Genomic DNA, 14,522 nt, shown 5'->3' on the forward strand with positions numbered 1-14,522 from the left:
TCAATTTAGTTTCGTTTTTTCTGTTTCAGATTTTCCTAACAGATTTATAATGTCTTTTTTTCTTTCTTCTGGAAGTACTTTCAAAATCTTCAATTCTCCATTTAAGAGTTCAGCTTCAATTGTAGTATTTTGTTTGGCATGCAATTTAAAATGAACATTCCAATCTTTTGGCCAAGCCGGAAAAAGGTAAATCTTCCCATCTGTTTCCTGTAGAAGCATTTCCTGCATGCCAATCATTCCTGATCCGCCCCAATTATGATCTGGAACCCAATCAAACCCTGGTCCCCAAAAAGCAGGAAAACGTCGGTCAGAATTCGCCATTTTTAATAGATTGTATTTTTTTGCTTCTTCAGTTAATCCCAAGCGAGCCGAGAAAATATTGTCTTGTTTCCAGCCAATATGACTTCTAAATTTTAAAGCATCTGGATCGTATTTCCATGTGTTTAAAGCCGTTTCTAAATCAGGTTTTCCAACACCGTAAATTCCCCACGGATAAACAGGATACAATTGCGGAACCTCAGAATTATTAACACGTTCCCAAGTTTTTGCAGGAAGTAATACTTTATGATTTTCGATTTGTCCAAAATTTAAAGGCGGGATTCTTGTTTGAAACCCTTTTACATATTCTAATTCTTCTTTTGATAATTGTTCCGAAGAAAGATGCAAAAGATTTTCTGTAATTACCTGTAAAGCCGAAATTGTGCTGTTGGCATTATATGTCATTTTATAAGTTTCAGCGCCAGAACCTGGATATAAAACTAATTTTCCATTTCCGTCCAATGATTTTCTTCCTCGCTGTTTTGCCAAATATTGATAATGTTCATCAAAAAAGCGCAGACAGCTTATGATAAATTGATTGTATTTCTGAATATCTTCTCCAGCATATTCTTTCTGCTGCAGCATCATTTGGCAAAATTCAAAAACCGTATCCCATTCATATTCCAGCCATGCATTATATTCCATTCCCGGATCGTAATCTGCAGGACGTTTCCATTCGTATTCAGCAGGATTTGGCAATCCGAAGTTTTCTAATTGTTCTGTAAAAGATGCGCCATTATGATTCCAATATACTTTGCTCCTTAACTCAGCATTTTTCTGTAAACCCAAATAATAATCCAACTGCGATTTCATCATATCAAAATCACCGCTTTTGACCATCGGAAAATAAACCAGTCTTTGGTTTTGAGCCGTCATTGTTCCTCCTCCCCAATTTCTGAAATCGGGTGTAAAATCTAAGGCTGCATTCGTAAAAACAGGATCAACTGTAAAAAGTCCGCCATTAAATTTTGTTGGATATTTTCCGTAAGCATTGCATCCAAGCATATATCGGAACAACTGATAATTCTGTCCTATTTGATACACTGAATCTTTTGCAGTAGAGTTGTTTTTCTGAGTAAAAATAAAACTGCGGTTCCAGAAATTATTCCACCATTTTATTGTGTTTTTCTCAGATTGTTTTGAAGTATTTTTGTCGCTTGAAATCTGATTTTTCAATCCGTTATTCCAAGTATTTAAATCCGATTGACTGGTATTTAAATAAAGCTGTAACGAATGTTTTTTGGATGGTTTTATGCTCGTTAGATTAAACCCTTTAAAATCTGTTGATTGGTATTTTCCTAAATACGTTCCGTCAGGTTTTAAATTATCCCCCGTCATAAATCCACCAAAAGTCAGATTGCCAATCGGATTCAGCATTTGGTCTTTTACCGATTCCATTTTCTGCTGTTTCACTGCAACATCAAAAACAGTATTTTCTCTGTTTTTGTGGTAGAATTTTATACCGTTATTTTCAAATGAAATAGAATCTTTAAACGTTACAATATCTCCTTGAGGTGCCCATTTATAAGAATTGGCATTATTGGCTTTTCCTTTTGAATCACGGTTTTTATAACGCCAGCTTTCATAAGAAGCCGTCATTTTCAGCGAAGTTTTACTCTCTAAATCAATATGAATTACAGGTTTAAAAACATCGACCCAAAGTTTAATTTTAGCGTTATTTTGAGCAATTATAATGTAACCGTCTTTCAAAACCAATTCCTGACGGAAACCTTCATTATCCTTAAAAGGATTTGGCGTTAAAGTAATTTTGACACGACCTAGTTTTAATAAAGTATTGTGTTCATCAAAAGTTCCGCTGCGCGAAAAATAGCAATATAAATCTCCCTTTTCTACCCAAACATTCAAGCCAATATCACCGCCGCCTAAAGGCATTGATTCTGAAGAATTATTGCTTTGTGAATTCCAAATAGGATTATAATTTTCAAGCGCAGGAATTTGTGCTTTAACTAAAAGCGTTGAGAAGAGAAAAAAGAAAATTATTGTATTTTTCACACTTATTTGTTTAGACGTAAAATTACACAAAAATGGAGTACCACTTTCTATTTAATATTTTATACTATTTTATACCTTTTTTCTTTTTTGCTTACCATTCCGACTTCTGTCGGAATGATAAACAGTCTTCTTTTGCTCAGGAAAGACAATGCCAATTTAAAAAATCTGCACGTTCAATCCAGAAGAACTTTTTTTAACTAATCAAGTAATAACTTAAATGAACTGATTAGACTAAATAAATTATAAAAGGTTTAATCGATTACCATTCATCTGTACGAAAAGATGAAACTGGCAAACCTCCTGCACTAAACAATTCTGCTTTTGCAAAATCTTTCCATAAATAGCGTACTGCAACTGGATTCTTCACTTTATCAGCAGTTAAAACCACTGATTTTCTGCGAACAACCGTTTTTGCAGGATAGAAAATTTTATCTTCTCCCGCAATTTCAAAACCTAAAACCTCTTTATCATAAGACGTAATTCCGTTGGCTGCATCATCAAAAGAAACCGTAACTGAACCGTCTTTTATTTCCATAGATTTATATTTTGGACTCTCAAATTCGAAACCTTCAATGCCGTACGTTTTTGCCAAAGCCTGAAAAGCCAGTCTATTTCCACCTTTTTCTTTGTCCATTGAATGAATGTTGTTTTCTTCACCAACATCCATTAAAACAGCCATTCCAGAATTTAGAATTTCCTTTGAAGCTTTCAACTGTGCTTCTCTTATATAAGCCGAATTGTATTTCTCTAAATAATCTTTTGGATGAAATGATGCGTAATTAAAGGGCGCGATTTGCGCATAGTAAAACGGAAAATCTCCTTGTTTCCACAATCCTCTCCAACTGCTGACCATTTTTTTCATCAAAGCGGTATATTCAGAAGCTCTTTCGTAATTCGATTCGCCCTGATACCAGATACAGCCTTTGATTCCGTAACCAATTACAGGCGAAAGCATTCCGTTAAACAATGTCGTTGGAACGCGATTTGGATCTTTTGCTAATTCTTCTTTTGTTGTCGGAATTTTGGCACTTGCAAAATCTTTCAGCATTGCTGCATTCATCCACGCTTCCATACTTGAACCACCATACGAAACATGAATTAGTCCAACTGGAACGTCTAAAACTTCCTGCAAAAGCGATCCAAAATACCAAGCTGTTGCACTAAAATTAGAAGTTGATTTTGGAGAAGCTGTTTCCCATTTTCCTTCAAAATCTTGCAAAGGTTCTAAAACTGTCGCTCTAGGAATCGTAATCAAACGAATATTTTTATTGGTTGATCTTACGATAATTTCGTTTCCATTTTTAACGGGCTGTCCCTGAAATCCTTTTAACGGCATTTCCATATTTGATTGTCCAGAACACAACCAGACTTCACCAATTAAAACATTCTTAATCGTAACTTTTTCAGTTCCTTCTGAAACTTCAATTGTAAACGGACCGCCAAATGATGGTGTCTGCAATTCCGTTTTCCATTTTCCAGAATTGTCTGCTTTTATCTTGTAGGTTTTAGAATCCCATGATGTTTTTATAACAACATTAGCGTTTTTCTCTGCCCATCCCCAAATTGGCGCATTCGATTTTTGCTGCAGCATCATATTGTCCGTAAACAATGCCGGCAATTTGATTTTGGCATTGATATGGTAACTTCCCAAAAGCAAGAAAATCACAACAATAAATTCTTTTAAATTTTTCATTTTTTTTATTTTAATCTATATTTCAACGCATTAAATTCTTTGTCATTTATATCCATCGGGTTAAAACCCGACGCTACAAAATAAATCGTTCCTCCGGAACTTTTGCATTATCCAAGAGAGCCATCGGCTCGAAACATATTGTAGTGCTGGACTTTAGTCCAGTTTATAATAACAAAAAACAATACGCTTGGTACATTTTATAGCTATTTCTCTTTCATAATCGTAACTGGTCCTAACAATCCCGCTTTTAACAACGGCTCGCCTTCCAATCGATATGCCGCATTAGTCCATGTTAAACGCTCTTCTTTTGGTAACTTTTGATCGCCCATTAATCGGTTTGCCCAAGTATTTGTGATTTTGATTTCGATTGTATTCTTCCCTTTTTTCAATGCTTGCGAAATAGCGGTTTTAAAAGGAAATGTCCAAAGTGTTCCGCAATCTTTCCCATTGATTTTGACTTCGGCAATATTGGCAATTTCGCCTAAATCAAGCCAGATTTTATTGGTGTCTTTTCCTTTCCAAACAAACTCTTTTTTATAAACTGCAGTTCCCGAATAATATTTAATCTGATCATTATCTGAAGTACTCCAGTCAAAAAGTTTGTTTGTTTTGATAACTTCTTTTGGTCCTTTAAATTCCGAATCAAATTGTAATTCCCAGTTTTCATCTAAACTCTGAACTATTTCAAATTCAGGACTATTTTTATAATTTTCAACCAGAAGCTCTTTTATTTCATCTTTAAAAATTACAAAACCAGATTCATTAGCGTCTAAAGTAATCGATACAATTGTTCTGTCATTTTCAATCATCCATTTTGCTGTATCCGAAGTTTTATCGGTTACAGGATTGTACCAAACGGGGATTTTTCCTGCGATTCTGAATGATGCTTCAAAAGAACGTTTTTCTGCTTTTTGATTGGAAATGAAATAAATATCTTCTGTATCCGATTTGCGGTGCGTCCAAGCTAATGTTTCTGAATCAGCTCGGTTCAAATTTGGAAAATAAACATCTTGCGAGATTCCAATTGACGCAAAATCATTTTCTAAATACGGTAATTTAATAACCGTTCCATTTCCTATTTTCCATGATGATGCATTGGCATTATTCCAGATTTCATCAATTATATGCTGCCATTTTTTTAAATCTTCATTTGATTGTAAACCGGGTTCTAAATTCGGTTTTTCATCTACAAAAATCGTTGCGCCCTCTTTCACCAACTGCAGGATTTTTTCGGCGGAAGCCAAAGAAAGCAACTTATTTGGTGCCATTTTATGACTTCCCGGAAATAATAAAGCTCCGTATTCAATTCCGCCTCCGAAAGAGATTTTTCCATTCTCCACTTTAGCTCGATTTATTAAAACATCTGAGTTGAATGAATCGTATTGATAACCGTTCATGGCGTTAATCCATTGTGATAAATCAGTTGAATTTTTTGAAAAACTCACCTCTTTGGGCATCTTCATGCTTGGCTGTCCTTCATTTTTCAAACGAATTGCTTCACTTTTTATACGTTCTTCTCCGAAAACATTCGGAATAAAAGGCACTAAACGATCTGGAAGTATGGAACGAGATGGTAAATCTTCACCAATAAAAACAGCTAAATCTACAACAGGTTTTCCTTTCTGCAGCTGAAACTGTACTCTTTGGCAATATTCAAACCAAGCTTTTCCTGGTTCCCACCAAGTTTGGTCTCTTTGAAAATAAGTTCCAATTCCGTCTAAAGTCATTCCGGGCTTTCTGTCCAGCCACGGATTATGTACAAAAACGTGATAGAAAAAACGGTTGATTCCGAGCGCATAATTTCTGTCGGCAATCACTTTTAGATTTCCAGGATGTTCGTCCCAATCCATTTTTAAAGCTGTAAAAGCTTCTGCCTGAATAATATCTTTCCCGTAAATATGTCCGCCTGAAATAGCGTCCAACATATCGTTCGGTTTATCATGCGTTGGGCTTTTCAGCCAAAACTCACCACTTGGATAATCGATGTATTTAAAATGCAAAAGTCCGTCGCTCATCATAGTCGGAGCCACATTTTCTGAACTGAATTTCACATTCGCATCGTCAGCAATCTGTCTCAAAGTTCCGAAGAAATTTTCGGCAACTAATTCTGAAATCGTTTTTCTAACATCATATAAAACTTTCTCCGAAGTCTGAATATCTTTTACAGGAATTCCCGCCATAACCGGCAGATAATCTACAATATCGTAACCTCTTCGAGTTTTAAATTCGTTTTGAAAAACAGGCGACCAGTTCTGGCTTCCGCATTCCCAGCTGTCCATATGCAGGATTCTAACCACTTTTGATGCTAATTCCGGACCTGCAACTCGAAGCATTTCGCCAAACCAATGATCCAGCTGAAAACGAATGGCTTCTGCATTAAATTTATCAACTTCTAAACCTCTTCCCGCTCCTGCTGTTGCATTTTCATGTCCTGTTGAAGTATGTCCAAAACGAATGATTCTCCAATTTGTTTTCGCGGAAGCTTTCCAATTTAAAACACCGTTTGCATCAACAAACTTCGAAATATTGATCATTTTTAATGGATCGATACAGTCTGTAATGCCGATTTCTTTTTCGGTGACCTGCGGACTCAATCGCCAGATTGCTCCCGATTTCCCTTGATAATTATCAATTAAAGGTTCGTTTGACAAATAGATTTTCGCCACTTTTAAACCTTGGTTCCATTTTGCAGGGTCTAAATCTTCTGCACCCGGTTCTGTTCCTTCAGGATCGTAAACGAATCTAAAATACTTCGCTTTTGTGGGAACAATACTGTGCGTATAAAATGCATCAACATCCTGCCAGCCGTGACGCGGCGTTGTTAATCTTCCTAAACTTCTGAAGTTTTTTCCGTCATCGCTGACTTCAATTAGTAAACGATGTGCCTGATAATTATTCCCTTTAGTTTCAATTTGAATGGATTTACATAAAAATGGTTCTTCAAATTCATACTGAATCCAGCCTTTTTTTGGCATTCTAAACAATCCGTCTTTATCTGATGAACTTAAAACAGCGGCATCAGATTCAGGATTGGTTGATGTTATTTTTGGACGTTTCTTATCAGATGTAATGAAGCTTTCTTTTACAGGAATGGCAAACGTCGCAATATCTTTATAATAATCTTTGTAATGATTTGGAACGGCTAATTTTAAGTTTTTAAAGTTATTTCCGCTTAAGATTGTATCTTTCCAAACTACTTTTTGCATTGACATTTCGGGCGTTATCCAAGGTCCTCCGGCAACGGCAAAACCATCGGCAGGATGAAATCCAATTTTAACGCCAACTCGATCTGCTTCGACTAAAGCCCAACGTACCAAATCCCAAAATTCTTTGCTTAACTGCAAAACTGGCGGATTCATCAATGGCGGATTTGCAGGACCTTTAATGGTCATTAAATACGCACCTTCGATACCGGCTCTTTTCATCGCTTCCAAATCTGCAGTAATACCTTCTTTAGAATAGGCACTTTGCATCCAATACCAATACGTCCACGGTTTTGAGGATTCTAAAGTAGGCTGAAAAAGGGTATTTTCTTTTTTATGGATTTCCTGTGCGGAGACAAAGCTTGCAAGAAGCAAAAAGATAACAGTCGAAAGTTGGAAAGTCCAAAGTCGAAAGTCATTTTTAAAAAGAAAAAATGGTTTAATACAAGGCATTTTTACTATTGTTTATTCGTTTGTTGTGTCATTTCGATCCCAAAGCCTCGGGATCGAAATGACAAACTGCATTTTTTAATTTTTAATTACTAATATTTAAACTTCTTCAAACTACTTTCTAACTGATTTGTTGAACCATTGAAAGGTGTTAAATAAAAACTATATTGATAATCTCCCGACTTGATTTGATATTGTTCTAATGGCTGTGCTACCAATGTCCAACTGTCGTTTCCTCCTACTCCCATTTGAATTAAATCAATATTTACAGTCAAAAATCCTGGGTCTTTCAAATCATACGTATGACCTGCCGAACTTAAGTTTTCTTGAGTATACGGCCAAGCACTCATGCTTAAAACTTTTGAATCATTTACAACCAAAAATCCTTTGTTTTTCTGCGGAGTTGTAAGCGCCATCCATCTCACATCACATCTGTTTCCGTTTTCTTGAGGTTTTGGATAATGCTCGATAAAGTCATTAATTGGAAGCGAATATTTCCCAACAAATGAACCAAAACTTCTGTCGCTGTAATTTTCCAATTCTCCTTTTCCGTACCATGAAATCTGATCAAATTTTCGCTGAACTCCCATTTGCATACCAATTTTTGGAATGTTTGGCAGTTTATTTGATGCTTTTAAACTATAATCTACTTTAATGATTCCGTTTGGATTGATTTTGTAAACGATTTGTACTTGTGCACTATCTTTTATAACCTCATAATTACTGGTAACAAATATTCCGTCAATTGCAGTTGCCATTTTAGTACTTACCAGTTTTGGTTTTGCTTTATACCATTGTTTTAAAAGTTTTTGCGATTTCCATCCTCTTTTATCATTATCCGTAAGCGGTCTTACAAAGTTAGGAAGCAAAGGCGCAAAAACTTGTTCTTCGCCATTAAAAACATACGAACTTAGAGCGCCATTTTCCTGACTAATTTTAACTTCAAAAGTCTTTCCTTTTATTATAAAATCAGAATCTGTCTCTGTGCCTTTCATTTGAAGATTGCTTTCTTTTCCAAAATCTGAAACAACGTTCTTCTTTTTCAGCAGAAACTGATCTTCCGCAACAGCGTAACCTTTTGATGCCCAAAGTTCATCTTTTGAGAGTTGGAATTCTATATTCAGAATATATTCAGCATCATTTTTCATTTTTGGCAGATACGAACTAATATCTAAAGTTATAGATTGTCCTGCTTCTACTTTTAATGGTTTTAAAATCTGAGTTTTAATTATGTTTCCATTTTCTAACAATTTTAAAACTGGAATATAATCTTCTAATGATTTTACCGCCTGACGATTTTTAATTTCTAGTTGATTTCCGTTTAAAGTTGAAATCGCTGGCTGATACACCCATTTATTTTCAAAAATCGAACCTTTTGGTTTTCCGTTAGAATCTACAATTCCTTTTGTATTGAAATTTCCGTCATGGTATTTTTCTCCAAAATCACCTCCATGAGCAAAATAATTCTGACCTGATCTTGAATCAAATTTTACTAATCCTTGATCTTTAAATTCCCAAATACAACCTCCAATAACTCTTGGCAGTGAACGGAATTCATCCCATAATTCTTTTAGATTTCCAACTGAATTTCCCATCGCATGTGAATATTCAACGAAAATAATTGGACGTGTATCTTTCTTTTGATCTACCAAAAATTTCGGAGTGAAAACACCCGGATAAAAACGGCTGACCATATCAACATAAGAATCATCCTGCGGATTTTCGAATCGATAAGCGTGATCGATTGTTTTAGGATATCTTGGATCAAGGGGATCAATATATCCGTCTAATTTTGCATTTCCCTGCGCTGGTTCATAATGAACTGGACGTGTGATGTCGAAATCGTGAACCCAACCTGACATTGCTGCATGATTTGGTCCTTTTCCACCTTCGTTACCCAAACTCCACATAACAACCGATGGATGGTTTTTATCTCTTTCGACCATTCGCGTCATTCGCTCCAAATAAGCATTTGTCCAAAGTGGATCGTTACTTAATTTTCCGCCAATTCCGTGCGTTTCTTGATTGGCTTCGTCCATTACCATAATTCCGTATTGATCGCATAATTCGTAGAAATAAGGATCGTTAGGGTAATGGCTTGTACGTATAAAGTTGAAATTGAACTTTTTAATTGTAGTAATATCTTGTTTGATATCTTCTCTTGTAACCGCTTTTCCTCTTGTTGGATGATGGTCGTGGCGGTTTACTCCATAAACGTAAGTTTCTTTTCCGTTGATGAGCATTTTTCCATTCTCTTTCGAAAATTCAATTGAACGGAAACCAACTTTACAGCTTTTGGCTTCAGTAACATTTCCGTTTTTATCTTTTATCGAAATGACCATGGTGTATAAATTCGGCTCTTCCGAACTCCATTTTTTAGGATTTTTGATGTTTTCCTGAAAGAATCCAAAACGGACATTATCCAAACGAGGATAACTTTCATTGATTAAATCAATCACTGGTCTTTGAAGCGGTTCTTTGAAGATTGCCGTATTATTGGCATCGTACAACTGAACATTCATTGTATAATCTTTAACTTTCTCTCCTGTTAAATTTTCAACTCTCGGACGCAGTTTAAAAATCGCATCTGTATATTGTTTATCTAATTTGGTTTGGACAAAGAAATCCTGAATACGCAATTTTGGCTCTGCCATAATGAAAACTTCACGCTGGATTCCGCTCATACGCCAGTGGTCCTGATCTTCTAAGTAAGAACCATCTGCCCAACGAATTACCTGAACTGAAACCACATTTTCTCCTTCTTTTAAATAAGGTGTAATATCAAATTCTGATGGCAGAAAACTGTCTTCGCCATAGCCTAAAAATTCTCCATTTAACCAAACCTGAAATCCTGAACTTACTGCTCCAAAATGCAATGTAATGGTCATATCTTTCCAGTTTGCAGGAACGGTAAAATTGCGCTGATACGAACCAACTCCGTTATAATCTTTAGGAATATACGGCGGATTTATTGGTCTAAACGGATAAACGGCACTTTTGTAAATTGGATTATCGTACCCTTTCATTTCCCAATTTGATGGTACTTCGATTTTATCCCATCCTGAAACGGTATTTTTATAGAAATCTTTTGAAGCTTCTTTTAGATTTACGGCATACTTAAAATTCCAATCACCGTTTAACATCTGAATTCGGCTTTTGGTTCTGTCACCTTTTAAAGCGTCTTCTACAGAAGTATAAGAATAAGCAGTTGCTCTGGATGGCTGTCTGTTGATGCTTGTAACTGTTGGATCTTCCCAAGGCGCAAACTGATATTTTTTATGCAATTCTGGAATTCCTGCAGGTTCTCCTGTTACGGATTGGGCCTGTGTGTAAGTTGTTAGAAGTAAGATGAAAAATGTGAATACCGATTTTGGTATCGAAAATCGAAACCTTGAAAAGTTATTATTTTGAATTGACTGAAACATTATTTTATTTTTAGTTTTTTTGTCATTTTGATCCCGAAGCCTCGGGAGAGAAATCTTCGCACGATATTCTACAAAGATTGGTAACCATCCTGTGCGGAGCTACTTGTGGAGATTTCTCTCCCGAGGCTTCGGGATCGAAATGACAAAACTGTGTCTTTATTTGTTTTTGTGTAATTAAACCTGACAGGTTGAAAAAGTACTGTATCTTAATTCTTTGTACTTTGCTCTTAATTTTTCTTCTTTTTCTCTGGCGGAGCCACAAAATTCAATTTGCTTTTTCCTAAATCTTTAGAAGTTGCAATTGCAATTCCTCGTTGTTCTGCTTTGTTAACGGCGCAGTAAAAATGATAGACAACGCCATCATGTTTCACTACGAACGATTTATGAGCAAACATATCATCGTAAGGTTCTGATGATTTAACTAAATCATCACCTTTCCAATCGGTCCAGTTTACTAAATCATTCGAAACTGCAAAACGATTAAATGCACCTTGATTCCAACCCGTCCAAAAAGCTCCAAAATAGAACATCACCCAAGTATCATTAATTCGCTGAATATAAGCATCTCCCGAAATTCCTTTATGATGATTGATTAAAGGTTTATTGCCATAACGCTTCCATTCTTTCATATCATTCGATACTGCCATCGCAATACGCTCTGCGCCTTTAGCAGGATTTATACTGTCACCGCGGGCATTATAATACATGATAAAATTGTGTCCAGTAACTTTATCTTTATCACGAATTACACTGTTTTTGTACATCGTACTATTATCCCACCATCTAGCATCTTTGTCTTTTGGCGTTAAAACCGGATTTTCTAATCTCTGAAATTCGTGCGGTTTTGTTGGTGCTTCTTTGGTATACGCCATTCCAATTGACAAAACGCCTGCTTCATAACCTTTACTGTCGCCGCCAAAATAACTCATCCAGTATTTGTCATCGTATTTTTCCCATTCGTAACTTCCGCCCCAAGTTGGATCTTGCAAGGAAATATATCCCGCTTTTTGGTTGACATCCCAATGTTTTTCATTTTCTGAAAAGGACATTACTTTTCCAAGATATTTCCAATCCAAAAGATTATCACTTTCTGCTAACCAAGTCTCATAACCTCTTCCATCATAAATTAAATACGTCATATACCATTTACCATCTTTTCTAAATACGCTCGGGCAATCCATTTTGTATGAGTTGTCTGTTGGAACCATTACCAAACCATATTTATAAGGCGTTTTGATTTCTTCATAAATCTCCTGCATCACGCTGTCGGTAATGTCTCTTTTCTTGTATTTGGTCGCACAGCTTGTTATTGCAAGCGCTGAAATGGTTAGGATTAGGTATTTAATTTTCATTTTACTTTGTGTATATTTTGTACGCGGATGATGCGGATTTACTTCGTAAAGACACGGATTGTTACGGATGTTCTTTTTTTCTTTTTAGCAGCTTTGTCAAAGTTCAAAACTTTGACAAAGCTTGTCGTACTGATATATTTAAAATCTGTGTAGATCAGCGTTTTTACGAAGTAAATCCGCATGATCTGCGTTCTATATTATCATTTATCTCTTCAATTCTTTTAATTTAGATTCCATCACATCTTTGTTCAATTTTACTTTAACCATTCCTGTTGGATGAAATCTTCTCTTTAAATCAATTGCATTGTACACTATTGTATAAACGTCGTTTCCTTCTGGGATTAAGCATAATGGAGTTCTCATAATATCCCACCATTTATCAACTTTGGTTTCGATTGGTAAATAATGTGCTTCTGACCATTTTATGCCGTCCGCCGATAATGAATACGCAATCATGTTTGGTAAATGATGTCCCCAGCCGTCTGGACCGCCATCGAAAATCGCGATGTACATTCCGTTTGGTAATTGGCTTACAATTGGATTTTCAACAAAAGTTGGATGCATTGATTTTATTGGTTCCAAACCTTTATTCATTCTTAACCAAGGACCTTCTAAACTTTTTGATTCGGCTAAAGCCACAAACCAGCCTTTTCCTGATTTCTTCGGATAATCTGCCCACGAATTAAATGGATATGCGCCACTATAGAATCCGAAATATTTGTCGCCTACTTTATATGGAAAAAAGGAAGCTACACCCTGACGACCTTCCCAAGGCTGCGAATCCAATCCCGGTTCCATAATGATTCCCATATCTTTATACGGGCCGCCAATTCCGTTGATTCCTTCTACAGTGGATTCACAACGCCAAATTCTTCCAAAAGAGTGATTCGGTTCTATTGTTTTACTTACAGTATAAGCTAAATAGTAACCGTACCATTTGTTTGCCTTTTCATTAAAAACAGGCATATACGACCAAATTGCAGCACGACGGTCGTTCATTGGGTTATCATCTTCCGTAACAGCATAAGTTCCGCTGGCTTGGTAGATTGTAGATTCTCTTTTCCAATGAATAGCATCTTTACTTGTCCAATGTCCGATTTTCGTTTTTACACGATCGTAATAGTAATCCACTCCTTTTTCTCCCGCTCTTTCGGTTGGAAACATATGATAAGTATCGCCAACTTTTACTACGCGTCCGCCTTCAAAACCGCCTTGAATTTCTTCTGTTCCAGACATTCCTTCGTCAATAACGGGCTTATTTTCTCCGCCGATAATTTCAAAAAGTGGTTTTTCATCTGAAAATCCTTCAACAATAAAAGTTGGGTTCCACAGTTTTCCGTCTGGAAATGCTGCATTCCTTGACTGTAGTTTTTCAGAAGCTTTTACAACTCCTAAAACAGCAAATAATCCTTTTCCAAAATTTAATGTTTGCGTTCCTTTTGAGAACGAAACCGCATAAACATTTACAGGAGGTAAACCGGTTACAGTAACTCCGTTTTCTAAAACTAATTTTGCATTCTGAAGTTTATCTGCTTGAAGATATTCTGAATTATTCTCCTGAAAAACACCAATTAGAACCGTAGCAGATTCCTTAAATTTTAACTGCAAAGGTGAATTTACTCCACTTTTATATTTCTCTAACGGAAGTTCAACTCCTATCAATCCTTGTAGCTCTGGAGCTAAACGAACGATATTATGCTTGCTTCCTGAAAAAACATGAGCGTATTGTGTTGTTTTGAAAGTTTTGTAATTGGATTTTACAATTTCAAATGATGCTGGTTTCCATGCGTTGGTTTGTGCTGTTGCTTGAATACAAATTGCGAACAGCATTACGAAAGCAGTTTTTAATTTGAAGTTGTATTTTGTGTTTTTTGAAACCATTGGTTTTTTATTTTTTATTGGCTTTTATTCTTTCTTATGCATTTCCCCCAATCTTGTCATTTCTCTCCCGAGGCTTCGGGATCGAAATGACAAACTGAACGTGACAATCTTTGTGGTTACGCGTGTGATTCCTCTCTTCGGTCGGAATGACAAACTAGTCGTTTAAAACTTAACGACTAATCACTAA

General features: G+C 36.1%; 6 protein-coding genes. All 6 read right to left on the reverse strand.

Annotation, left to right across the window (positions count from 1 at the left end):
• The gene (locus tag NLG42_RS18445; RefSeq protein ID WP_257681848.1) at window positions 1-2,331 is read right to left on the reverse strand and encodes a DUF5703 domain-containing protein; all 2,331 of its coding nucleotides are present in this window, start codon (window positions 2,329-2,331) and stop codon (window positions 1-3) included.
• A 259-nt stretch (window positions 2,332-2,590) separates the two neighbouring features.
• A complete protein-coding gene (locus NLG42_RS18450) occupies window positions 2,591-4,024 on the reverse strand; it encodes a sialate O-acetylesterase (RefSeq protein WP_257681849.1) in 1,434 nt (477 codons plus the stop codon).
• Window positions 4,025-4,227: 203 nt separating this feature from the next.
• Window positions 4,228-7,680 carry a glycosyl hydrolase gene (locus NLG42_RS18455; protein WP_257681850.1) on the reverse strand — a complete coding sequence of 1,151 codons (3,453 nt, stop codon included), beginning with the start codon at window positions 7,678-7,680 and terminating at the stop codon, window positions 4,228-4,230.
• An 89-nt stretch (window positions 7,681-7,769) separates the two neighbouring features.
• A complete protein-coding gene (locus NLG42_RS18460) occupies window positions 7,770-11,102 on the reverse strand; it encodes a glycoside hydrolase family 2 TIM barrel-domain containing protein (protein WP_257681851.1) in 3,333 nt (1,110 codons plus the stop codon).
• Between the two features lie 227 nt (window positions 11,103-11,329).
• Window positions 11,330-12,454, reverse strand: a complete 1,125-nt coding sequence (locus tag NLG42_RS18465) for a glycoside hydrolase family protein (RefSeq protein ID WP_257681852.1) — start codon at window positions 12,452-12,454, stop codon at window positions 11,330-11,332.
• Window positions 12,455-12,658: 204 nt separating this feature from the next.
• Window positions 12,659-14,335 carry a glycoside hydrolase family protein gene (locus tag NLG42_RS18470; protein WP_257681853.1) on the reverse strand — a complete coding sequence of 559 codons (1,677 nt, stop codon included), beginning with the start codon at window positions 14,333-14,335 and terminating at the stop codon, window positions 12,659-12,661.
• Between the last annotated feature and the right edge of the window lie 187 nt (window positions 14,336-14,522).

The sequence above is a fragment of the Flavobacterium plurextorum genome, from assembly GCF_024638035.1.
Classification (GTDB): domain Bacteria; phylum Bacteroidota; class Bacteroidia; order Flavobacteriales; family Flavobacteriaceae; genus Flavobacterium; species Flavobacterium plurextorum.

Excerpts from the sequence above, each read along its gene's own strand:
- NLG42_RS18450 (WP_257681849.1), bottom strand. The coding sequence starts at position 4,024 with ATGAAAAATTTAAAAGAATTTATTGTTGTGATTTTCTTGCTTTTGGGA.
- NLG42_RS18455 (WP_257681850.1), bottom strand. The coding sequence starts at position 7,680 with ATGCCTTGTATTAAACCATTTTTTCTTTTTAAAAATGACTTTCGACTT.
- NLG42_RS18460 (WP_257681851.1), bottom strand. The coding sequence starts at position 11,102 with ATGTTTCAGTCAATTCAAAATAATAACTTTTCAAGGTTTCGATTTTCG.
- NLG42_RS18465 (WP_257681852.1), bottom strand. The coding sequence starts at position 12,454 with ATGAAAATTAAATACCTAATCCTAACCATTTCAGCGCTTGCAATAACA.
- NLG42_RS18470 (WP_257681853.1), bottom strand. The coding sequence starts at position 14,335 with ATGGTTTCAAAAAACACAAAATACAACTTCAAATTAAAAACTGCTTTC.